This window comes from Chromatium okenii (assembly GCF_016583745.1).
GTDB classification, from domain to species: domain Bacteria; phylum Pseudomonadota; class Gammaproteobacteria; order Chromatiales; family Chromatiaceae; genus Chromatium; species Chromatium okenii.
On record NZ_NRRQ01000011.1, the window covers coordinates 52,640 to 76,693 of the forward strand.

The following is a 24,054-nucleotide window of genomic DNA, read 5'->3' on the forward strand; positions in this document are numbered from 1 at the left end:
TTAACCTCTTTTTTGCCAGTCGTGCCAATACGCGCAATTTCTTACGTTTCCACTTCAATCAAATAACCAAAGCCGCGTCGGGTCTGAATTAAATTGCTGCCGAGTTTGCGCCGCACCCGCCCCACCAACACTTCGACGGCGTTGGAATCGCGCTCGAAATCCTGCGCATAAAGCTGTTCGGTTAATTCAAGCTGCGAAATCACCCGTCCCGCGTGTTGCATCAGATAATTCACCAACCGATATTCCTGCGGCGCGAGATGCACCGGCGCACCGTCCACGCTGACCGTCATCCGCCGCGTGTCGAGCGTCAACTGACCATTCACCAGCACTGCCGTCGCCTGTCCCGCCGCTCGCCGCACCAGCGCCCGCAGTCGCGCCAGCAATTCCTCCACGCGAAACGGTTTGGGCAAATAGTCATCCGCGCCAGCATCAATGCCCTCAACCCGCTCGCTCCAATCGCCGCGAGCCGTCAGAATCAACACCGGCAGCCGCACTCCCGCCGTGCGCCATTTGCGCAGCACCGACAAACCATCCAAACCCGGCAGCCCCAGATCGAGAATCGCCGCAGCGTAGTTTTCGGTTTCGCCCTGAAACCACGCCGTGTCGCCATCGCGGGCGTGATCCACCACAAAACCCGCAGCGGTGAGTGCCGCCGTGACGCCCGCTGCCACGCGCTCATCGTCTTCCACCAACAAAATGCGCATCGTCAATCGTCCTCCACGCTCAAAATGCGCCCCGTTGCGGCGTCAACTTCCACCTCACGCAGCCGCCCATCGGCAGCCAACACCTTGATTTCATACATCCACACCGGGTGATCACGCTGATGCTGGCGCTCAAATTCAACGTGAATCACCTCACCGGGCACGGCATCGGCGACTCGCGCCAAAATTTCCGCCAGCGGTCGCACCTCACCGCGTTCCAACGCCTGCCGGGCGTGATCGTGCGCGGCGGCGCTGCGTTGGGCGCGATGATCGGCATTGCCGCTGGTGCTGAACAGAGCGGCGATGCAGAGGAGGAGATAGCGCGAGAATGACGTGTGAAACATGTGGTTGAGTCTACGTCCAATGATCCTGACCATTTGCTGACAATTGCCCACTCAAAACTGACATCCGGTGAACTCATGCGCGTCCTGATTGTTGAAGACGATCCTTTGCTCGGCGCTGGTCTGCAAATTGGGCTGGGTCAGGATGGCTACGTCGCCGAATGGTTGCAAAGCGCCGATCCCGCTGAACACGCGCTGCGGGTTGAGCATTTCGATGTCATGGTGCTGGATTTGGGGCTGCCGGGGCGCGATGGTCTCAAATTGCTGCGCGATCTGCGCCAGCAGGGAATTGATCTGCCGGTGCTGATTCTCACCGCCCGTGATGCAATTGCGGATAAGGTTGCGGGGCTGGACGCTGGCGCAGATGATTATCTCGTCAAACCCTTTGATTTAGATGAATTAAATGCGCGGATTCGGGCGCTGCTGCGGCGATTTGCAAATCCACCTAACCCCGCTGTTTCAAAGGGGGGCTTTGGCTCCCCCTTTGACAAAGGGGGCGGGGGGGATTTCTCAAAGAGATGCTTACGCACCGGTCATGCGACGGCGTTATTTCAAGCTGGCGAGCTGGCGGTGGATACGGCGCGGCACACGGTGACGCTCGGCGAGCAGTTAATCGCACTTTCTCCCAAAGAATACAGTCTATTGGAGGCGCTGATTGCTCATGCCGATTGCGTCGTCCCGCGCTCGCGTCTCCAAGCGACGACTTACGGCTGGCACGACGACATCGAAAGCAACGCGCTGGAAGTGCATATTCATCATTTGCGCCACAAGCTCGGCAAGCAGCGCATTCTCACGGTGCGCGGCGTCGGCTATCAATTGCTCTCGCAGCCTGCGCCATGAATTCCATTCGCTACCGGTTGCTGTTTTCGCTGTTTGTGGTGCAGGCGATTGTGTGGATCGCGGTGGGACTGGTGGCGTTGGATCGCGCCCAGCATGAGGTTGACGAATTGCTGGATGCGCAACTCGCGCAAACCGCACACGTTTTGCACCAAATCACCCAAACCGGTCATTTGCCGGATATTGCGGGTACACCGCAAACGCTGTCGCCCATCGGTCATGCCTACGAATCCAAAATCAGCTTTCAACTGTGGCGCGGCGAGGTGTTGGTCAGCAGCTTCGGTGCCGCGCCAGCCGAACCGCTGGCGCACGGGCTGGGCTTTTCGGATCAACAGCTTGCCGATACCCGCTGGCGCGTGTTTGGTCTGCCAACGGCGCGGGCTGGCGAAGTGCTGTATGTCGCGCAAAATGACAGCATTCGGCAGGAACTGATTGAATATCTTACTTTTCAAGCATTGCAGCCAATTCTGTGGTCGCTGCCGCTGACGGCGCTGCTGATTTGGCTGGCGGTGTCGGATGGACTGCGCCCGCTGATGCGCTTGACCCGCGACATCACGCACCGCTCAGCAGCGCAACTGACGCCAATTGATCTGCGCCGCGCTCCGCTCGAAATCCGCCCGCTGACGACGGCGCTCAACGGGCTGATGGCGCGGCTCGAACAGGCATTGGCAGCGGAGCGCCATTTTGCTGCCGACGCTTCGCATGAATTGCGCACGCCGTTTGCGATCATTCGCACCTACGCCCAGATCGCCCGGCGCAGCACCGATGCTGAAGAACGCAACGATGCGCTGGCAAAACTCATTCGCGGCGTGGATCGGGCGACGCATCTCATCGCCCAACTGTTGATGTTGGCGCGGCTGCAACACCAGACCGGCGCTGCCGCAGCGGGCAGTTGGTCGCTCATCGCCACAGCACGCCAAGTCGTTGCCGATAAACAGGAATATGCCGACAGCAAGGCGATTGCACTCAGCCTGCATCTCCCAGATGGCGATCCGTGTTGCGTCGGCGTGGCTCCGGCAGCACTAACCGTGTTGCTCGGCAATCTGCTGGATAACGCGCTCAAATTCACGCCCGCAGGTGGGCGGGTGACGGTGGCGGTGCAAGCGCGGCGCGAGCGGGTGGTGCTGCGGGTTGAGGATTCTGGACGCGGGATTGCGCCGGGCGACCAGATGCGCGTGTTTGATCGTTTTTATCGTCCCGCCGGTCAAACCGAAGCTGGCGCGGGGCTGGGTTTAGCAATCGTGCAGCGCATTTGCGAGCTGCACGATGCCGAGATTGAACTGCTGGATGCCGCACCCAAACCGGGGTTGCTGGTGGAGGTGAACTTTCGCAAAGCGGCGCGTGAGTCTTAAGGATTTCTTAAGGCGGCGCAGCTTAGGGTGATGCAGTGAACACTGCGGTTTATCACCAGCGAGAGGACAACATAATGAGCACATCCAAACCGCGCTGCGCTCCCAGCGCCCCATCACCACAAGATCGCCACCGCACTTGGCGCAGATTGACTTCGATGCTGGCGCTGACGGTCGTCGGCTTGTTCGCCGTCGGCATGGCGCTGGCGGAAGATGATGAACGAGATGATGAAGCTGGCGCATCAACGTTGACCATTGCCCGCGCAGCTTGGGACAGTCGGGAGCATCGGTTGCGCGTGTCTGGGCAGGGCACGGCGCGGGCAAAGGTGACGGTGGTCAATGCGTATTCAACCACGCAGAAACTCGGCACGGACTCCGCCGAACGCAACGGCGCATGGTCAATCAGCAAACAGCTTCCTCGTCCGGTGCCTTGTCGGGTGCGGGCGACTTTGACCGATGGGCAAACCGTTGAACGCGCTGTGGATAAAGCGCCAGCAGATTGTTCTCCCAAAGCGCCGGGCACCGGCACTCCGCCGCCAGTAACCACCAATCAAGCGCCAACTGCCAAAGCAAACGGCCCGTACAGCGGCAAACCCAGCGTGGCGGTGCGTTTCAGCAGTGCTGGCTCGGTTGATCCAGACGGCAGCATTGCCACTTACGCTTGGACGTTCGGCGATGGCGCGACCAGCAACCAAGCCAATCCCAGTCACACTTATGCGACGGCGAAAACCTATACCGTGACGCTGAAAGTGACGGACAAGCTCGGCGCAGTCTCGGCACTTGCCAGCACCAGCGCAGTAATCGCTACCGTCGCGCTGCCGCCACCGCCGTCGCCGACCGCTTGCACCTCGTCGATTCCAGAGCATTGCAATATCACCGCCTACATTGGGCCGGAGGTGTGCGTCGCCTGTCACCAAAATCAGGCGCGAGACATGCACGGCTCGGTGCATTACCAACAGGGCGGCGCATTTCCCAACGTCACCAACATTCCAGCGAACTTCACTGCTGCCGGTGAACGCCCCGCAAAAGCAGCCGGCGATTTGGTGGCGACTGGCGTGAACACCTATTGCGGCACCCACGAGAATTCGCCGCGCTTCACCTGCGCTGGCTGTCATGTCGGCAATGGACGCTTGCCGATGGCGCAATCGCTGTTTGAACAACTCGCGCCAGCATCCGCTGCCGCGCAAACCCAATTGGCCAATATCGACTGTTTGACCTGTCATCAGGAGGTTTACAAACGCTTCCCAGATTGGACGGCGAGCGGGCTGGGTTTTAGCAATTTCAGTCTGTTGAATCTGGCCGAAGATGCCAGCGGCGCGTTGATTCGTTCTGATGGCGGCGCGGTGTTGCGTACCGGATTTCAGGGCATTCCAAACCTGAGTGTGGCGGGCGATTTTCTGTTCAAACCAGCGGGATCGGACACGCTGCCAGCAACTGCTCCGCTAACGCCAATGCCGCTCACCACGCTGGCTGCCGCGCAAAACGTTCACGCCACAACCCGCAAATCCTGCCTCAATTGTCATGCTGGCGCAGGCGGTGCGGATGGCGCAAAACGCGGCGATTTGTCGCAAGAAGATGTCAATCCCAGCGTCACGCACGATCTGCACATGAGTTCCGCCGGAGCCAATTTGACCTGTGCGGATTGCCACACCACGCCCGGCGTGAATGGCGAAACCCATCGAATGCGCGGACGCGGGCTGGATTTACGGGCGGATGATGTGGCGGAGCGGTTCACTTGCGAAGCTGGCGGCTGTCACAACAATCGCCCGCACGGTGATTTCAGCAACACCCAAGGCGCGAGCAAAGATAAACACGCGATGAAGGTCGCCTGCCAAACCTGTCACATTCCGGCGTATGCCAAGGCAGCGGTGGGGACGGAAATCGCCCGCGATTGGCAAGACCCGCATCCGTCTGATGCGGCTTGCAGCGGGCGCGGTGGCTGGCTCCCGCGTGAAGATAAAGGCGGGCTGGGCAGCGCGGCGCTGATTCCAAGCTACAACTGGTTTGATGGCACTTCCGAGGTGATCTATTTGGAAGAATCGCTGGCTGGCGTTCCCACTGTCCCGTTGGATGCGACGATTGCTGCCAAATTTGTCGGCGATTTCGCCGCAGGTGATCCGGCGTATGTGCTGGGACAGCCGAATGGTGATGTGACCAGCGCGACCGCCAAGCTCTATCCGATGAAACAGCACTGGGGCAAGCTGGCGCGGAATGATGCCAATAACAGCTTGGTCGGACATTCCACCTTTGAATTTTTCCGCACTGGCAGCTTCTGCCGCGCAGTGGCGCTGGGGCTGGGCGACGATCCCGATGCAACCTGCGCCGGGACGCCCGGCACTCTCGAAATGCCCGCTGGCACGACTGCCGTGCCGGTCTTCACTTACCAAACCATCAATCACGGCGTCGAACCGACGGCCAATGCGCTGGGCGGTGATTCCGCTGGTTGCGGCTCCTGTCATCAAGCGTTGAGCGGCGGCCCGGCACGATTGGACATGGCGGCGCTGGGCTATGGTTTGCGGACGCTGCCGAGCGTGGTGGCGGGTTCTCGCGTGACGGCGCTCAATGGCACTCTCAATACCATTTGCACCCAATGCCATGACAATGAATCAGAAGATCGAGATTTTAATTCGGTGCATAGTCGGCATGTGCAAAAAGAAGGTAAAGACTGCGCTGCCTGTCATAACTTTGCGCGACCAGAACGGGGATTAACGCTGAGTCGTGGCGACGATTGATAAATAAACAATATGAAAAGCCGCCTGAATATGCAGGCGGCTTTTTTTGTGGTGCAATTTGCACTCTCACCGCGCCAAATTCAATGCTAACAGCCGCTGTAACATCTCTGTTTCATTCAATGCTGCGGCATTCCAACCATACGCAGCCGCCACTGCGTGATCTAATTTGCGCTGCGCATTGGTTAACCAAGTCGGATGTTGATTATACAAATTGGTCAGCGTCCGCTGTTTTAATTCTGCTGCGTATTCCGGTTTAGCCACAATTCGCTCAGGATAACCGGCGACTATTTCCGGCACACGCTCAATCCATTCCGGTGGATTTAACCACTGCTCGCGCAGTTGATTGAGTTGATATGCGGCTTCAGCAATTGCAATCGCGTGATCTCGATATGCGGGCGCAACGCTCGGAATGATTATGCCATTGTCTAATTTTTCAATTGCGCCGCCAGTATCAGCGGGCGTTAAACCAATTGGAAACGGGAAGGTTTCAAATGTCGTGGTGGGCGTATAACGCGGCGTTGCGCCCAAACTGGTGCCCATCCGCAATGCCCAGATTTCGTGAAAACGCGACTGCAAAATCCCAAAAGTTGTGTCATCAGCGCGGGCGATAATAAATGTGGCGCTATCGGGATAAACTACGGCGTTAAACCAAACAAATAAACGATATTTAGCAACTCTTGGCGTACAGATATAACGCGGTAATTTGGCAAGAGCAGTGCGTAATTCTTCACCAGAGCGGCGATGAAGCCACCAGTTATCGCTTGTTCTTTCTTCACGGTTGTGTTGTCGTGTTGCTTTAACATGCTTCACCACATATTCAAAAGGCGCTTCATATAATGCGGCTTCAGATTCTTGCCGATTCAACCCAAAATCAATAAGCCAAGTATCTGAATAACGCCGCGCAATATCCATCCCATTTGCCCAAGGTCGAATCACGTCACTATTGGCGCGACCGTTTGGATTGGGCAAGCGCAGCCATTCCCGCGCTAACTGACCTGAGATATTAAAAGAACCCCCTTTTTCTGAACCACGCACGGTTACTCCGCAGTTTTCTTTCAGTATTTTAGCTTGCGTGATGTCGGCTGTTGTACTGTTAGCGACCCGCTGTCCTCCAGTCAAATCGGCATAAATTGCTGGCACCGGTTCGTTGTTTAAGACGGGCGTTGATTTTATATTTCCGAAGCAAATCAAGCTGACCCGCACTGCCGCGCCGCTGTTAATCCAAGGCTCATCTGACCACGCATTAAAAATGGTCGTCGTTTTACAAATGTGTTCTAACACTTTACGATTTGCCCCGCCGCGAATTGAATTGGTTGCCACCAAACCGGCGGCGTGCGCTTGCCCGCTGGCAATTTGCGCCCGCGCTTTTTCAAACCAATAAGTGACTAAATCTGCGCTGCCGGAAATGTGTTCCGAATAGCTATTTTCCAACGCCGTAAAATAAGCATCACCTAAAACGCTGCGCTTTTTATTACCGCCTAAAAACGGCGGATTGCCGACAATCACATCCACAGTTGGCCATTCCGCTGCGTTGCCATCTTTATTTAACAACGCATCGCGCTGGCTAATGATTGCGATTGGTTTCAGAATCGGATTTTTATCTAAAGAAAACCCGTGTTGAATCATCCACTGCAACTCGCCAATCCACACCGTGACTTGCGCTAATTCTGCGGCATAAATGTTGGTTTCAATTCCCAGCACATTCTCCGGCCCAACCAGCGGAAAACTGCGCGGGAAATTCAACCGCTCGGCTTCTAAAATGATTTCGTGCTCCAAATCTTTTAACCCTTTTAACGCTAAAAACAGAAAATTACCGGAACCACACGCTGGATCAAGCACGCGGAAATTACGCAACCGTTCCAACATCTGCGTTAATAATCCTTGCGCAGCTTTACGGCTTTTTTTATGCGCTGTAGTTTTAAGTGTTGCCCATTCTGCCCGCAGCGGTTCTAATACCACCGGATTCACAATCCGCATAATGGACGCCGGATCGGTATAATGTGCGCCTAATTGTTGGCGCTGCGTCGGGTCTAAACCGCGCTCAAATAAAGTGCCAAAAATACTCGGTTCAATTGCTGCCCATTTCAATTCTGCCAATTCGCGCAGCGTTTTAATGTCGGCGACGGTCAGCGGTAACACAACTGGCTTATGAAACAAGCCGCCGTTAAAACGATCAATTGGATCAATGCCAAACGTGCCGCCAGTCGCCATTGTGTTCAATAAGTTTTCTAGCATTTGCGCTAAATATGCGGGGCGCTGTTGTCCAGATTCTAATAATTTAGTAAACAAATGATTGGGTAATAACCCAATATCTTGCGCAAAAAAGCAAAACAAAATCTGCTGACACAATTGCGCGACTTGCAACGGCGGATGTCCGCGTTCACATAAGGCGCTGGCTAATGCGCCCAATTGTCGCGCTGCGGCTTCCGTTAATGCGGCGGTGGTGCGCGTCGGGCGTAATTGTTCAGGATCGCTAAATGCCCATTTTAATAACTGCACCTGCGCCGGATCGTGCAAACTTTCCAGCGTTAAATGATGTTCATTCGGCACCGTGCCCGGAAAAGCAGTATGAATGATGATCTGTTCCATATCAGAAACGATCAATAACGGCGGATATAATAATGATGGCGTATACAATTGAAGTTGCTTAAAGGCTTCCTGCAAATTTTTCCGCTTGCCTTTATATTCCCAGCCGAAACAGTCTTTTTTCCACACATCCGCCCAGCCATCACCGCCACCCGCTTTTTTTGCGCCGCGCTCAAAACAATAAAATGCGCCGGTCGGATCACTTTCGGCTGGCGTTGGCTCATGCAATAAATGGCATAAATCAATAAAATGCTCCTGCGCTGCAGAGCGTTCTTTTAAGGTTGTGGCGTGCCATTTAGCGATAAATTGTTCAGGAGTCATACCATTCTCAATTCTGGGTTAAAAAAAGTTGTCAGTTTTCAGTTGTCACTAAGGCACCGTTATCACTGATAACGCAATAACCTGACCATTCGCTGACCATGTCCGCTAACGAATGGTCAGCCGCCGCTGGTTACGCTGCGCTCCAGATCACCGTTGGGTGATTCATCAATCTTAATTTTGGAGCGCAATACGATGTCAATTTCACCCCCAACGTTACCGTCAGCAGCAGAAACCACCGCACCAGTGCGCGTTTGGGATCGGCTGGTGCGGGGATTTCATTGGTCGCTGGCGGCTGCATTTGCGACCGCATTTATTGTTGAGGACGATCTGCTCAATGTTCACGTTAATGCCGGTTATATCGTCTTGATTTTGATTGCCGTGCGGGTGGCGTGGGGATTTGTCGGCAGCAAATATGCGCGATTTAGCGATTTCGTCCGCCCACCCGCTGCCGTGCTGGCATATCTCAAAACGGCATTGGCGAATCGCGCCCCGCGTTATCTCGGACATAACCCGGCGGGTGGCGCGATGGTGATTGTGCTGTTGCTGATTTTGACGGCGACGGCGGTGAGCGGCATGGCGTTGTATGGCGCGACCGAATTTGCCGGCCCGCTGGCGGGGCTGATGCGCGGAGTGCCGGAATCGACGGGCGAGGCGCTGGAGGAAGTGCATGAATTCTTTGCAAATACCACGTTATTTCTGGTGATTTTGCATTTAGCGGGCGTCGCCTTTTCGAGCTTGTCGCACCGCGAAAACCTGATTGGCGCGATGCTGACGGGCATGAAACGGAGTGCGAAATAATGTCAAAACAAACGCTTATCTACTTATTCGGCGCAGGCTGCTTGACGATTTCAACTGCGTTATTTGCCGCTGATCCGGCAGCGGGTTTGGCGGCGTGGACGCTCGAACATCCGCAAACCGATGGCTCGCCCGCCCGCAGTTGCGTCACCTGTCACGGACAGGATTTGACCCAAGCTGGGCGTCACGCCAAAACCGGCAAAGTCATCGAACCACTCGCGCCGTCGGTCAACCCGCAGCGCCTGACGGATCCAGCGAAGGTTGAAAAATGGCTGACGCGCAATTGCACCTGGACGTTGGGGCGCGAGTGCAGCGCCAGCGAAAAAGTCAATTTTATCAGCTACATCAAAACGCAATAACCGGAGCGGCAACGATGACCTTTTCTAAACCCATTTTGACCAGTCTCACCATCGGCTTGCTGGCGCTGGGCGCAGTCGGCGTGGCGTTCAGCGATGACGATGGCGATGATGATGATGACGAGCGCGGCGAGCGCCAGCGGCGTGGCGGTTGGGTGCAGTCTCGCGCCGATGTCGCGCCAGCAACCAACGCGACCTATCTGCAAGAATGCAGCGCCTGTCATCTCGCCTATCAACCCGGCTTGTTACCCGCAGCGGCGTGGGAACAGGTGATGACACCGACAGCACTTGCCGCGCATTACGGCGATGACGCCACGCTTGCCGAGCCGCAGCGCCTTGAAATCAAGAGTTATCTCAACGCCAACGCTGCCGATCATGCCAGTTTGGTGCGAGCGCAAGCCTTCGCCGTCACTTCTGGCGCAACGGGCGTCGCGCCGCGCATCACGACCACGCCTTATTTCATCCGCAAACATGATGAGATTCCGCAGCGACTGGTGACTGGCAATCCCAACGTGGGCAGTTTTAGCCAGTGCAACGTCTGTCATCGCGGCGCAGAAAACGGGATTTACAACGAGCATCAAGTGAAAATTCCCGCGCCCACTGCGCCAGCAGCTCCCACTCGCGCCAGCGCCACTCCGCAATAATCGACCGCATCACCCGGCGGGCAGCCGCAGTCGCCAAGCTGTCCGCACACCCGCTAGACTCGCCGCAGCTAATCACGTTTTGAGAATTGTCGATGTCTGCCGTCTGTCCTGATTTAAGCCACGCTGCGGTGCTGGTCGCCGGCGATGTCATGCTGGATCGTTATTGGAGCGGCACCACCACCCGCATCTCACCCGAAGCGCCCGTGCCAGTGGTGCAGGTCACGCACCGTGAAGATCGCCCGGGCGGAGCCGCTAACGTCGCCTGCAATCTCGCCGCGCTCGGCGTCCGCACCACGCTCGTTGGCGTCACCGGCGCAGACGAAGCCGCTGATCAGCTCACCGCCCAGCTCGTCGCGCACCACATCATCACCCATCTCCAGCGTCGCCCCGACCTGCCCACCATCACCAAATTGCGGGTACTCAGTCAGCACCAGCAGTTGCTGCGGCTTGATTTTGAACAATCGCTCGCGCCGCTGGCTGCCGATCCGCTGCTGGCGCTGGTCACAGAATTGCTAGAAAGCACAGATGTACTGCTGTTGTCGGATTACGCCAAAGGCACGCTCGCCGACCCGCAGTCGTTGATTGCCGCAGCGCGGGCGCGAGGCAAGCCGGTGGTGATTGATCCGAAAGGCCATGATTTCACCCGTTATCGCGGCGCGACGCTGTTGACGCCCAACCTGCACGAGTTGGAGCTGGTGGTGGGCGCGTGTCCGACTGAGCGCATTTTGATTGACAAATCGCAACGCTTGCGTCAAGACCTCGCGTTAGCGGCATTGTTGGTGACACGCGGTGAGCGCGGGATGCTGCTGCTGCGTGAAGATGCCCCGCCGCTGGAGTTGCCGACGCAAGCGCGAGAAGTGTTCGACGTGACCGGCGCGGGCGATACCGTGATTGCGACGGTGGCGGCGGGTTTGGCAGCCGGGATGGAATTGGCGGCAGCCTGTGCGCTGGCGAATTGCGCCGCTGGACTGGTGGTCGGCAAGTTGGGCACGGCGACGATCTCAGCCGCAGAATTGGCAGCCGCACTGCACAGCCCCGCTGCGTCGCCCATTTTAAGTGCCGACGCGCTGGCAGCAGCGGTCGCAGCAGCGCAGGCGCGGGGTGAACGGGTGGTGATGACGAATGGCTGTTTTGATCTGCTGCACGCCGGCCACGTCGCCTATTTGCAACAAGCCCGTCAGTTGGGCGAGCGGCTGGTGGTGGCGGTGAATGATGATGACTCGGTGCGACGGCTCAAGGGCGCGAAGCGACCAATCAATCCCATCGCGCAGCGGCTGACAGTGCTGGCGGGTTTGGCGGCGGTCGATTGGGTCTGCGCGTTCAGTGAGGACACTCCGGCGGCGTTGATTTGTCGAATCAAGCCCGATGTGTTGGTCAAGGGCGGCGATTATCAGATTGCGCAGATCGCCGGTGCGGAGTGTGTGCGGGCTGCGGGTGGGCGCGTGGAAGTGCTGGAGTTTGTGGCGGGTTGTTCCAGCAGCCGCATGATTGCGGCGTTGTAAAAATACTGAAAACTTCTTTCAACTGCGTCACTTCTAAATAATAAAAATAAAAGATTCCTGCGCTGATGCGGGGAATTAAATTCCCCTGATGTAAATAAGGGGAAGCTGGAGGAATTGAATGGCTTGGGGGAATTTGAATTTAAGGAGTTAGAACAATGAAGATTTTGAACAACTTAAAAATTTCGCAACGGCTATATCTCAGCACCGGCATTGTCATTGTCTCCAGTATGACGATTTATGTGCTGCTAATGTTATCGCTGCGCGGGTTAGAACAAACCAATGTAGACGTTTTAAGCCGTGAGGCAAAAGCGCACATCCTCACGCAAACGATCAGTGCTGAATTGAGCATGATTAGCTGCTTATCACGCAGCATCATGCTTGGCAGCGATTTTGAGAAAAGTTTAGCGGATATTCGCCGCTTAAATACCAGCATCCGAACTCATTTCGACGCGCTACCGTCTGCGTTGACCAGCGCCGAAGAACAACGCCTTGCAGATTCCAGCCGCCGCAGTGCGCTGGTATTTGTCGGGATCGTGCTGGCGCTGGTGGAGGAAATACGCGCCCTGCCCGCCGACCAGCGCCACACTCCGTTTGCGCGATATGAGCGCGACGCTACGCCGTCAGCGCAGGAATCGCGCCAGTATTTTGGCGAACTCACCGCGTTGGCCGAGCGTAATTATCAAGCTGCCAGCGCCAGCGCCCGTGATCAATTCACAGGTTTAATTACCCTGCTCAATACCGCCATCCCGCTTTATGTTTTGATATTGACGATGATTTTGCTATCTATCGCGCACTCAATCACAAAACCGCTCAATGAATTAACTGCGGCAATGGCACGACTTGCCCAAGGTGAAAGTGATCTCAGTCATCGCCTCAGTATTCCGGGGCGGCACGAGTTAGCGGAAATGGCAAACGGATTTAATCAATTTACTGCCAGCATTCAGCATCTGATCGCGCAAATGCACCATCACAGTTCCCACGCGGTTAGCGCCGCATTCAATTTAGAAGTTGATTCAGAGGAAACATTAAAACACGTCGGGCAAGCTGCCGATCAGATGACTTCTGTGGCGACGGCGTGCGAGGAAATGACAACGACCACCGATTCCATCGCCCAAAATTGCAGCCACGCGGCAATGCGGGCGCATGAAGCCAGCCAGACTGCGCAGCAGGGCGCGGCGGTGGTGCAGCGCACCATCAGCGCGATGCACGATATGACGCAGATGGTGAAAACCGCCGCTGAAACGGTGCAAGACCTCGGGGCGCGTTCCGATCAAATTGACGCCATCGTCGGCGCGATCAAAGCCATCGCCAATCAAACCAATTTGCTGGCGCTCAACGCTGCGATTGAAGCAGCGCGAGCGGGTGAACAGGGACGCGGTTTTGCGGTGGTGGCAACCGAGGTGCGGGCGCTGGCAGAGCGCACCAATCAAGCGACGCGTGAAATTGGCGAGATGATTCAGGGCATTCAACAGGAAACCAGTAAGGCGGTCGTCTCAATGCGCAACGGCGTGGTGGAGGCGACGCAGGGTTCTTCAGAAGCGGCGCTCGCGGGCGAGGCGCTGACGCACATTTTGAGCAGCGCCAATGCGGTGAATACGGAAATCGACCAGATTGCTGCCGCCGTTGAGCAGCTCGCAATGACCAATAGCGAGGTCGCCAATAACATCTTGCGCATCAGTGAGGTGACGCAGGTCTCCCGCGATCAATCGAAGCGCACCGAGACCACCGTCGGCGGGATGATGGAGATTTTTCAGGCGCTGCAAGGCTCGCTCGGGCAATTCAAAAATGATGAAGATTTAAGCGGCGTGCTGCACAAGGCGAAGGTCGCGCATCTCGTGTTTATCCGCAAAATTAAACATGCCCTGCGCATACCCGCTGCCGCTGATCCGCACGCTTTGCCGACGCATCACACCTGCGCGTTTGGCAAGTGGTATCACGGCGCGGGGCTGGTGCGGTTCCCCAATCACGCCGCCTTCCGCGAGATCGACGTCCATCACAAGCAGGTTCACGAGTTGGCAAAGCAGGTGCTGACTGCGCACAACGCGGATGATCGCCGCGAAGCCGAGCGGCTGTATCACACGATGGTTGATGCCTCCAACCGCTTGCAAGTGCTGCTCGATCAGCTCGACACCTGATGCGCCAGCTCTACAGTCTGCTGCTCTGGCTGGCGCTGCCGCTGATCTTGACGCGGCTGCTGTGGCGCAGTCGCCGTCAAGTGGCGTATCGCCAGCGCCTCGGCGAACGCCTGAGCTGGACGCCCGCGCCTCGCGCTGATCTGTGGTGTCACGCCGTTTCAGTCGGCGAAGTGCAAGCTGCCGCACCGCTGCTGGCGCATCTCCTCGCCGTCAATCCCGATCTGCGCATCTTGGTCACGACGACGACGCCGACGGGCGCAGCGCGAGTGCTGGCGCTGTTTGGCGAGCAGGTGCTGCACCGTTATCTGCCGTTTGATCTGCCGCAATTGATGCAGCGGTTTGTCGCGCAGGTGCAGCCGCAGCGGGTGCTGGTGCTGGAGACGGAAATTTGGCCGAATCTGCTGGCGGTCTGCGCCGAGCGTGAGGTGCCGGTGCTGCTGATCAATGCGCGGTTGTCAGCGCGGTCGGCGCGAGGATATGCGCGGCTCGGCAGTTTCACGTCCGCGACGCTGGCGCAGTTCCATTTAATCGCGGCGCAGACCGCTGCCGATGCGGAGCGGTTTATCGCGCTGGGCGCTGATCCGGCGCGAGTGGCGGTGATGGGAAATCTCAAATTTGATCAGTGCGTTCCCGCGGATTTGCCTGCACAAGCGGCGACGCTGCGGGCGATGTGGGGCGGGGCGGAGCGTCCGGTGTGGGTGGCGGCGAGTACGCACGAAGGTGAAGAAACAGTGATTGTGGCGGCGCACCAGTTACTACGGGCGCAGGTGCCGACGGCGCTGCTGGTGCTGGTGCCGCGTCATCCCGAACGGTTTGAGCGGGTGGCGACGTTGGTGGCGCAGCAGAATATGCCGCTGGTGCGCCGCAGCACGCGGGAGGAAGTGGCGACGACAACGGCGGTTTTGTTGGGTGACAGCATGGGCGAGGTGCCGCTGTTTCTCGCGGCGAGCGATGTGGCGTTCATTGGCGGGAGTTTGGTGGCGGTCGGCGGTCACAATCCGCTGGAAGCGGCAGCAGTGGCGGTGCCGGTGCTGGTCGGCCCGCACACGTTCAATTTTGCGGCGATGACGGCGGATTTGCTGGCGCTGGGCGCGGCGCGACGGGTGACGGATGCAGCGACGTTGGCGGCGACGCTGGCGGAATGGTTGACGGATACGGGGCTGCGGACGGCGGCGGGAACAGCGGGGCTGGCGCTGGTGGCGCAGCAGCGGGGAGCGGTGCTGCGGGTGGTGGCATTGATGGATGATTTCGGTATCCGCTTTTGAACCGTTTGTTAGGCAATTATTGCTCATGGTTGGGTTGCCAAAAGCGGCAACCCAACCTACGCCGCTAATGTTTGCCGCTGACTAACAGAGCCTAACGTTTGAGTTCAGCGGCGCGGCTTTTTGCGCGTCCGCTGGAACGATTTGTTAGCGGTTTTTTATCGCTTAATTTGGTAGGAATATCCTGCGCCAGAGATAATGATTTGCTGCTCTTCCCAAGATAAAGTTACTTGTTCCAGTGTTGCAAGCTGAATATCTTCTACTTCAGAGATGGCAGGGCGGATGTACTTTTCAATAAAAATCGACACAACATCACCAGATTTTTCTTCCATATAATTCCATGCCTCCTCACCTTGATAAAACTCACCACCACAATCAATGAACTTCTTGGATAGTTCATCAATTCTATTTGATGGCGTGGGGTCTAAGACAAGTAAAACTGGTTTGATTCCGGCGGCTTTACAGTCAGCGGGAAATGATAACTCTTCCCCAAAACGTCCTTGACCGCTAGCCGCAATTGTTACCCGAAGTTTTATTTCATAGGCTGTATTTGTAGATGGAACGTAGCAATCGATTTGTCTTCCGTTGGCTATTTGATTTCCAGACTCGTCAACGCGCTTTACTGGAGAATTCCTTGCCCCCACAGACTCCCCACCCAGACAGCTTGCAATAATTGGTTCAAATACATAGCCAGTTTCTTGTGCTGCTCTATTGTCAATATCGTAAATCCATTTTCTCCATGTCATCCAATTGGCCAGTAAATTGGAATCGCACGCACCAAACTCTAACAGAACGCGAGGACCAATTTGATCCATTGTTGGCATTGGCTGGGAAGACAGTATTCTTCTATATTTGACTCTTCTTCTATGAAGTGCCGCAAGATTTTCAATGAATAGTACGAAATCCTCTTCTTTGTTTTTTGCGTTTTCAAGTGTATCTTCAATATCAGATGGCGCAACAACGATATCTAATTGCTCAAACCAATCCAATGAAATCTCGTAGTAATTTTGTCTTTTGATCTCAATTTTTTTGGTATGCAAGCCATCTTCTAGCCAACCAAGGTCATTGAGGGCAACAACAATTAGTGCATATAACTCGCCATCTGTTAGTACAACCTGTGCATCGCCACTACCGTGCATTTTGCACTTAGCATATAGATTTCTAATAAATAGGGTAGTCATATTGCAAGTTTTCCTTGGGCTAGATTGGTGGTTAAGCTGTCGAGCAATATACACGTCTTCTTAAGAGCAGGACTCATGGCTTCTGCTTTGGTAACGGAATAACCAATTAGCCCGCCGTTTGTCAAAATACCACCAACAAATCCGTACTCGTCACGAATATGCTCGGCAAATATTCTTGCGACAAGTGGAGGTATCGCATTTCCAATTTGCTGAATTTTTTCAGAGGCGTTTCCGTGAAAATTGAAATCATCAGGAAATGTTTGAATTCTTGCGCACTCTCTGATGGTTAATGGTCTGTGGTAAAGCGGGTGTATGAACTCTCGCGTGGCCGCGCCGGTTATTGTCAGGCATGGCTCATTAATAATTAGCCTTTTTAGACCAGAAGGAGACCCACCTCTTTTTTCCGTAGGTGTTCCATCCATTACTCTCCTGTTTGCTCTTTTTTTGAAGGATTCGTGCTGCAAATGCTCCGGCATGTCTTTCATGGTTTGGCCAGGAGATAACGCCATAATCCTTTGAAGTTGAGTCTCGCTCATGAATGGACAAAAGTGCTCTTTGATTGAACAAGAAGTTCCTCTTAAGTAGGTTTCAAACTGATCTTTTGGCGGGATATGGTAAGGCAGCTCTACATCTTTCGACGCAGTTGCCTCGGGAAGTTCCCCTATTGTGTGCTTCAATGTTATATCCGAGTTTCTAAATATTTTTCCATTTAGTTTAATTGTCGGCTCTGGGAAATTGAAATCTTTACCTAGTCTATTTCCAACTATTAGTACTCTTTTTCTTCTTTGGGGGACACCGAATTCCTGAGCATATATTTTTTCAATTCTGATTCTATAGCCCAAGGAAATAAGTGCCTTGGCTGTTTCAAAAAGATATTGACCGTCTTTTGCTGTCAAAAGTCCTTCAACATTTTCCATAAGAAACCACTTAGGTCTTATCGTTCGCAGTGCCTTTACATAGCTTTTTAATAGTTCATTTCTTGGGTCATCCCAGAATCGAGCACCGGCCGTTGAAAATCCTTGGCAAGGTGGGCCACCAATTAAGATGTCAAGCTCGCCTTCTTTGATGCGGACTTTGGATAGTAATGACCTGAAATCTAATTTATTAATATCTGCCTGTTCAAATTGAGTTTCTGGAAAATTAACTGAATATGACTTTCCTGTCGCCTCATCAATATCGCTTGCATACAAAACAGAATATCCAGCCTGCTTGAATCCAAGCGAGCACCCGCCAGCGCCGGAAAATAAACTGAATACTGTATTACTCATGATTCCTCTAGGGGCGATTCAGTTCGCTAACAAGACTTCGATCTCAAATCTGAGGCTAAAGCCGACCTAAAAATTTGTTAAAGCTGACAAATTTTACACTGATCTATAAGATTGATGTCAAGCACTTTGTTTTTAATGGATAACGGCTCACATGTCAGAAACCACCTCAGTTTGATTGACTGAGTTGTTTTGCAATTTTTAATCACTCAGTTTTTAGAAACAGCACGAAACGCGCTAATTAACCCAGCGCCAGCACTTGCACCGGATCAATATCCCACTGCGAGGGCACTTCAGCGTTGACAATCCGCTCCTCAGACTGTTTTGGTAATTGCGACAAATCAACATCTTGCGCGGTGAGAAAAGCACGGCGTTTCGCATCCATCACCACCCGCACCACCGGCTGTAACAGCCCTTGGCGACCGGTTTCCACCACGACGCCAAGCCGCCCGCTGTGCAGCCGCACCAACGTCCCGACCGGATAAATGCCGACGCAACGAATGAACTGCTGCACCAGCGTCGGATCAAAATGGTGATTGCTCCATTCCAACAGCTTGCGCAGCGCCTGATGCGGCTCCAGCGCCTTGTGATAAACGCGATCCGTCGTCAGCGCGTCGTACACATCCGCAATCGCCGCCATTTGCCCGTACAGCGAAATATCGGCGCTGGATTTGTGCTGCGGATACCCGCTGCCGTCCACCCGCTCGTGATGTTCCGCCGCCACCGCCAGCGCAATCGGCGGCAGCCCCGGCACCTGCGCCAGCAGATCGCGGGTGTAAACGACGTGATTGCGCATCACTGTAAATTCAGCATCAGTCAACGCGCCGGGCTTGTTCAAAATCTCCGGTGGCACCAGCACCTTGCCGATGTCGTGCAGCAGCGCCCCCAAACCGATGTCGTGAATCAGCGTCCGCTCGACTTGCAACGCCCGCGCAAATGCCACCATCAACACCGCCACATTCACCGAATGCTCAAAGGTGTAGCGCCCAACTTGGCGAATCCGCGACAGCGCCAGCAGCGCATTTTGATTGCGGAAAATCGACCCGATCATCTCCGTCACCACCGGATTTGCCTGCTCTAAATTGAGCTGGTGTCCGAGCCGCGCTTCCTCCATCAACCCGCTCACCACGCCAATCGCTTCCTGATGAATGCGCCGCGCCCGCCCGCGCTCCGCCGTCAGCGGCACCGGCTGTGGCGCTGGCACCACGTCCAATTGCACCAATTCCTGCTCCAATGCCGCCGTAACGACGCGGGCGCTGGGCGCTGGCGCGGCATCCGTTCCCTTTGCAGTGTCGATATACAGATCACAAATGCCGATCTCACGAATCCGCAGCAAATCAGTTTCTTTTTTCAATAAAAACTGATTGCGAATAAACCCATGATCTAACCAATCGCAATTCAAATCATGCACATACATGCCAATTTTAAGCTGTTCAATTGCGATTTTCTTAATCATAAAATTTATCCGTTAGCTGCAACTATTGAGATTCCAACCCAGCATTTCACTGGCATGAGCACGGGTGCGAGCGGTGAGTTCGGTGCCGCCTAACATGCGGGCAATTTCCTCAATCCGATCCGCCTCAGCCAGCGGTTCAATCCGAGTATGCGTGTGACCGGCGATGGTTTCTTTACGCACCCGCAGTTGCCAATGCGCCTGCGCTGCGACCTGCGGCAAATGGGTGACGCACAGCACCTGCCGCGAGTCGCCCAGCCGTCGCAGCAAGCGCCCGACGATTTCCGCCACGCCGCCGCCGATCCCCACGTCCACCTCGTCAAATACCAGCGTTGGCACGGTGCCACATTCGGCGGTGGCGACCTGAATGCCGAGGCTGATGCGCGACAATTCGCCACCGGAGGCGACTTTGATCAGCGGTTGCAGCGGTTGCCCCGGATTGGCGCTGACCAAAAAATTGAGCCGTTCCAAACCGCCACCGCTGGCGTGTTCCAGCGCCAGCGGTTCCACCTGAATCGCAAAACGTCCACCCGCCATCCCCAGTTGCTGCATCGCCGCCGTCACCGTGTCCGTTAGCCGGTCAGCGGCAGCGGCGCGAGCGCTGCTCAACTGCTGCGCCAGCGTTAAAAAGTGCTGCCACGCCGCAGCTCGCGCTTCGCGCAACGCGCCGAGGGTGATGTCGGTCTGTTCTAACGCCTGCAATTCGGCACGGCGCTGGTCGAGCGCCTCCGGCAATTGCACCGGAAAAACGCGATATTTCCGCGCTAAATCATGCACCTGCGCCAGCCGCACCTCCACGCCCGCCAAGGCTGCGGGATCAAGCTCCAGCCCGTCGAGGTAGTGACGCAAGCTGGCGGCAGCTTCGGCGGCGTGAATCGTTGCCGTCTCCAACAACTCGCGGCTGGCGCTGAGAGTCGGATCAATTACCGCCAATTCGCTGAGATCGGCAGTCGCGCTGCGCAAATGGTCTTCCAGCGACGGCTCGGCTTCTGCCAGCAGTTGCAACACGGCAGCGACGGTGGTTTGTAAATGGCCGAGATGACTCAAGCGCCGTTGCTCTTGATCGAGCGCCTCAATCTCGGCGGCAGTCAGTCCGAGCGCGGCTAATTCCAGCACTTGAAAATTGAGCAATTCCAGCCGGGCGAGACGGTCATGCGCAGCGGTTTCCAGCGCGGTTAATTGCTGGTCAAGGGCGCGAAAGTCGCGGAAGGCTTTGATGACGCTGTCTGCCAGCGCCTGATGTCCGCCGTAAGCATCGAGCAGGTCGCGCTGGGCGGCGGGGCGCAGCAGCGATTGGTGGGCGTGTTGCCCGTGAATATCGACCAGCAAGTTGCCGAGATCGCGCAGTTGCGCAGTGCTGGCGGGGCGGCCGTTGAGATACGCCCGTGAGCGTCCGTCGCGCACCAGCAGGCGGCGAATGATGCACTCGTTGTCGGCGTTCAATTCCTGTTCTGCCAGCCAAGCGCGGGCGGCGGGGCAGTGGCTGAGATCAAAGCTGGCGCTGATGTCGGCGCGGTCGCTGCCAGCGCGGATCATGCTGGCTTCGGCTTTGTCGCCGAGCGTGAGACTGAGCGCATCAATCAAGATGGATTTGCCCGCGCCGGTTTCGCCGGTCAGCGCGGTCATGCTGGGGGAACAGTTGAGTTCAAGCTCGCTGACAATGGCGAGATCGCGGACGTGCAATTGGGTCAACATGCGGGTGCTCGTGTGGCTGCGTGCGGGCCGCCCCAATGCAGTTTGGCGCGCAGGATTTGATAATGGTTGTGACCGCTGGGGTGTAGCAGGCGCACGCGGTCGGGATGGCGGTCGATGTGAATCCACGCATCGGGCGGCAGCGGCAGTTGGATTTGCCCGTCGCAGGTGACTTGGACATCGCCTTGATTTAATTCGCAAATGCGGACATCAACGCAGCGATCAGCGGGAATGACGAGCGGACGCTGGCTGAGATCGTGGGGGCAAATCGGCACCAGCAAGGTGGCGTCAAGTGCCGGGTCAATCAGCGGGCCGCCGCCGGAGAGCGCGTAGGCGGTGCAGCCGGTGGGGGTGGCGATGATGAGACCGTCGGCACGGCGTCCGTTGATGAACACGCCGTCGAGATAGGTTTCAAATTCGATCATCCGTCCGGTGTTCCATTTGTGGATGGCGACTTCGTTGAGGGCGGTGGCGGTAGCGACGTTGCCTGCGTCGGTCATCACGGTGGCGCGAAGCAGGGAGCGGCTGTCAGCTTGATATGCGCCAGCGAGAATCTGGTCGATGACGGTTTCGATCTCGTCGGGCAACACGTCCACTAAAAAGCCGAGCCGTCCGAGGTTGACGCCGAGCAGCGGGACGCCGTGTGCGGCAGCGGCACGGGCGGCGTGGAGCAGGGTGCCGTCGCCGCCGACGACGATGATGAGATCGCAGTGGGTGGCAAGTTCGGTGACGGTCTGCGCGGTCGCGGCTGGCGCTGCGAGCAGGCGGGCACTCTCGGCATCGAGTAAACAGGTGACGTGGTGAGCGCGAAGATGGGCGGCGAGTCGCGTCAAGGTGCAGCGCACGGGAAGCGGATCGCCCGGTTTGGCAATGATGCCGACGGTGGTGAAATGCGGCATAAGATTAGGATTGGTGACTGATAATAAAATGGAATCAACGTTAGCACGGCGATGGAGACATTGTCAGTTGTCAAGCAAATTTTGTTAGAACCTGCTGCGCGTGTGCCAACCTTTTTATGCGTTTACATTCAAAAATTACCATCTTTTTTCAACGCTCGTTTTACTGATAACTGACAACCGATAACTGACAACTCAAAAAACCCCGCCTCTTTTTTTGTTCACCTGAGAGTTTTTTAATGACCGATTCAATGCACATTGCGCGTGAAATGATTCTGGCTCCGGCAGGATTAACTGACCACGATTTAGAAAAGCTGCTGGCGCATTTAACCAATGCCGCAGTCGATGCCGCTGATATTTATTTCCAAGCCAGTCGTTTGCAATCATGGGTTTTAGAAGACAGCATTATTAAAAACGGCAGTTTTAGTATTGAACAGGGCGCGGGTTTACGCGCCGTGAGCGGAGAAAAAACTGGCTTTGCGTACTCCGATGAATTGGAGTTTGCCATTTTATTAGAAGCCGCGACCACCGCTCGCGCCATTGCCAGCAGCGGTCAGAGTGCGCAGGTCAAGATCGCGCCGCAAGTGAATTCGCGCCAGTTATATCCGCCCATCAATCCGATTGATTCGCTGCCCGACGCTGACAAGGTGGCGCTGTTGCAGCGCGTTGACGCCGAAGCGCGACGGCTTGATCCGCGTGTGCAGCAGGTCAGCGCCAGCGTGGTCGCCGCGCAAGATACGGTGCTGGTGCTGGCGGCCGACGGCAGTTTGGCGGCAGATGTGCGTCCGCTGATTCGCCTCAGCGTGAGTGTCATCGTTGAGCAAGACGGTCGCCGCGAGCAGGGCGCAAGTGGCGGCGGTGCGCGTACCGATTTGAGCTATTTTCTGCTGGAAGATCGCGCACTTGGCTATGCGCGGGAGGCGGTGCGGCTGGCGCTCACCAATCTTGATGCGGACGCTGCACCCGCTGGCACGATGACGGTGGTGCTCGGCTCAGGCTGGCCGGGCATCTTGCTGCATGAGGCGGTCGGGCACGGGCTGGAGGGCGATTTCAATCGCAAAGGCAGTTCGGCGTTTGCGGGGCGGATCGGGGAACGAGTCGCCGCTGCGGGTGTGACGGTCGTCGATGATGGCACGCTGCCGGGACGGCGCGGTTCGCTCAATATCGACGATGAGGGCACCGTGAGTCAGCACACGGTGTTGATTGAGGACGGAATTTTGCGCGGTTACATGCAGGACAAACTCAACGCTCGCCTCACGGGTACGGTGTCGACGGGCAACGGGCGGCGTGAGTCTTACGCGCATCTGCCGATGCCGCGCATGACCAACACTTACATGCTGGCGGGACAACGCGATCCGGCGGAAATCATCGCTTCCGTCAACAAGGGTTTATATGCCGTCAACTTCGGTGGCGGGCAGGTGGACATCACTTCTGGCAAATTCGTTTTTTCGACTAACGAAGCCTATCTCATTGAAAACGGTAAAATTACCCGTCCGGTGAAGGGCGCGACCTTGATTGGCAATGGCCCCGAAGTGCTCACTCGCGTCAGCATGGTGGGCAACGATTTGCGGCTTGACGATGGCGTCGGCACCTGCGGCAAAGAAGGGCAAAGCGTGCCGGTGGGCGTGGGTCAACCGACGCTGCGGGTGGATGGTTTGACCGTTGGCGGTACCAATTAAAATTAGCGTGCGCGTTGATTCAACGTCTTTGGCTTGCAGTCGGAGTCGTTGAATCATTTTTTTATATGCGACTTGCTGGCATTTGTTATCCATGACGCACTCCAAAGCAATTACTTATTGGCGCTGACAAGTAAAATCGCACAGCGTTGAAGAGGGCTATCTGCGCGGCGGGATAAAACGACAGGTACTGCATTGGGTTCATTCAATCCACTTAACTTTTTTTCAAAAAGGTGGCTTTTCAAAAAGAAGGAGAAAATGAGTTTGGTTATTTAGATTGACTATAACCTTATTTTTTAAGTGCTAGAATTTTATTGAAGGTCTCTTCAC

The 24,054-nt window shown here is 55.9% G+C and carries 18 protein-coding genes; 10 read left to right on the forward strand and 8 right to left on the reverse strand.

The window, feature by feature from the left end; all coding sequences use genetic code 11:
- Positions 1-41: 41 nt before the first annotated feature.
- Together CKO12_RS06135 and CKO12_RS06140 are read right to left on the reverse strand one after the other, a co-directional pair.
- Entirely contained in the window at positions 42-704 is a 663-nt protein-coding gene (locus tag CKO12_RS06135) for a response regulator transcription factor (RefSeq protein ID WP_200153862.1), read from the reverse strand.
- Between the two features lie 2 nt (positions 705-706).
- Positions 707-1,045, reverse strand: coding sequence for a PepSY domain-containing protein (locus CKO12_RS06140; RefSeq protein ID WP_200153863.1), 339 nt, complete (start codon positions 1,043-1,045; stop codon positions 707-709).
- A 75-nt stretch (positions 1,046-1,120) separates the two neighbouring features.
- Here CKO12_RS06140 and CKO12_RS06145 point away from each other — a divergent pair, with 75 nt between their 5' ends.
- From CKO12_RS06145 to CKO12_RS06155, 3 genes are all read left to right on the forward strand, one after another.
- A complete protein-coding gene (locus tag CKO12_RS06145; RefSeq protein ID WP_200153864.1) occupies positions 1,121-1,882 on the forward strand; it encodes a response regulator in 762 nt (253 codons plus the stop codon).
- Positions 1,879-3,231 carry an ATP-binding protein gene (locus CKO12_RS06150; RefSeq protein ID WP_200153865.1) on the forward strand — a complete coding sequence of 451 codons (1,353 nt, stop codon included), beginning with the start codon at positions 1,879-1,881 and terminating at the stop codon, positions 3,229-3,231. Before CKO12_RS06145 ends, CKO12_RS06150 begins: the two co-directional genes overlap by 4 nt.
- Positions 3,232-3,305: 74 nt before the next feature.
- On the forward strand, positions 3,306-5,960 hold the full coding sequence (locus tag CKO12_RS06155; RefSeq protein WP_200153866.1) for a PKD domain-containing protein: 2,655 nt from the start codon (positions 3,306-3,308) through the stop codon (positions 5,958-5,960).
- Positions 5,961-6,026: 66 nt separating this feature from the next.
- On the opposite strand, the gene CKO12_RS06160 is transcribed toward CKO12_RS06155, so the two are convergent.
- Positions 6,027-8,867, reverse strand: a complete 2,841-nt coding sequence (locus tag CKO12_RS06160; protein ID WP_200153867.1) for a class I SAM-dependent DNA methyltransferase — start codon at positions 8,865-8,867, stop codon at positions 6,027-6,029.
- 192 nt (positions 8,868-9,059) lie between these two features.
- Between CKO12_RS06160 and CKO12_RS06165 the strand changes: the two genes are divergently transcribed.
- The 6 genes from CKO12_RS06165 (at position 9,060) to waaA (ending at position 15,564) form a co-directional block, all read left to right on the forward strand.
- Positions 9,060-9,665, forward strand: coding sequence for a cytochrome b/b6 domain-containing protein (locus CKO12_RS06165; protein ID WP_200153868.1), 606 nt, complete (start codon positions 9,060-9,062; stop codon positions 9,663-9,665).
- On the forward strand, positions 9,665-10,021 hold the full coding sequence (locus CKO12_RS06170; RefSeq protein ID WP_200153869.1) for a DUF1924 domain-containing protein: 357 nt from the start codon (positions 9,665-9,667) through the stop codon (positions 10,019-10,021). The genes CKO12_RS06165 and CKO12_RS06170 overlap by 1 nt, the downstream gene beginning before the upstream one ends.
- 14 nt (positions 10,022-10,035) lie before the next feature.
- Positions 10,036-10,662, forward strand: a complete 627-nt coding sequence (locus CKO12_RS06175; RefSeq protein WP_200153870.1) for a diheme cytochrome c — start codon at positions 10,036-10,038, stop codon at positions 10,660-10,662.
- A 92-nt stretch (positions 10,663-10,754) separates the two neighbouring features.
- Positions 10,755-12,164 carry a bifunctional D-glycero-beta-D-manno-heptose-7-phosphate kinase/D-glycero-beta-D-manno-heptose 1-phosphate adenylyltransferase HldE gene (hldE, locus tag CKO12_RS06180; protein WP_200153871.1) on the forward strand — a complete coding sequence of 470 codons (1,410 nt, stop codon included), beginning with the start codon at positions 10,755-10,757 and terminating at the stop codon, positions 12,162-12,164.
- Between the two features lie 155 nt (positions 12,165-12,319).
- On the forward strand, positions 12,320-14,299 hold the full coding sequence (locus CKO12_RS06185; protein ID WP_242466236.1) for a methyl-accepting chemotaxis protein: 1,980 nt from the start codon (positions 12,320-12,322) through the stop codon (positions 14,297-14,299).
- Positions 14,299-15,564 (forward strand): lipid IV(A) 3-deoxy-D-manno-octulosonic acid transferase, encoded by a 1,266-nt coding sequence (waaA, locus tag CKO12_RS06190; protein ID WP_200153872.1) that lies wholly within the window; start codon positions 14,299-14,301, stop codon positions 15,562-15,564. Before CKO12_RS06185 ends, waaA begins: the two co-directional genes overlap by 1 nt.
- 155 nt (positions 15,565-15,719) lie before the next feature.
- Here the strand turns inward: waaA and CKO12_RS06195 are convergent, their stop codons facing one another.
- From CKO12_RS06195 to CKO12_RS06215, 5 genes are all read right to left on the reverse strand, one after another.
- Positions 15,720-16,742, reverse strand: coding sequence for a hypothetical protein (locus tag CKO12_RS06195; protein ID WP_200153873.1), 1,023 nt, complete (start codon positions 16,740-16,742; stop codon positions 15,720-15,722).
- Positions 16,739-18,010, reverse strand: a complete 1,272-nt coding sequence (locus tag CKO12_RS06200) for a DNA cytosine methyltransferase (protein WP_200153874.1) — start codon at positions 18,008-18,010, stop codon at positions 16,739-16,741. Before CKO12_RS06200 ends, CKO12_RS06195 begins: the two co-directional genes overlap by 4 nt.
- A 238-nt stretch (positions 18,011-18,248) precedes the next feature.
- The gene (locus tag CKO12_RS06205) at positions 18,249-19,463 is read right to left on the reverse strand and encodes an HD-GYP domain-containing protein (RefSeq protein WP_200153875.1); all 1,215 of its coding nucleotides are present in this window, start codon (positions 19,461-19,463) and stop codon (positions 18,249-18,251) included.
- A gap of 12 nt (positions 19,464-19,475) precedes the next feature.
- Positions 19,476-21,155: a DNA repair protein RecN gene (gene recN, locus CKO12_RS06210; protein ID WP_200153876.1), complete on the reverse strand. Its 1,680-nt coding sequence runs from the start codon at positions 21,153-21,155 to the stop codon at positions 19,476-19,478.
- Complete coding sequence (locus CKO12_RS06215; protein WP_200153877.1) at positions 21,149-22,051, reverse strand: NAD(+) kinase; 903 nt, start codon at positions 22,049-22,051, stop codon at positions 21,149-21,151. The genes recN and CKO12_RS06215 overlap by 7 nt, the downstream gene beginning before the upstream one ends.
- 236 nt (positions 22,052-22,287) lie before the next feature.
- Here CKO12_RS06215 and tldD point away from each other — a divergent pair, with 236 nt between their 5' ends.
- Positions 22,288-23,727 (forward strand): metalloprotease TldD, encoded by a 1,440-nt coding sequence (tldD, locus tag CKO12_RS06220; protein ID WP_200153878.1) that lies wholly within the window; start codon positions 22,288-22,290, stop codon positions 23,725-23,727.
- The last annotated feature ends 327 nt before the right edge of the window (positions 23,728-24,054 follow it).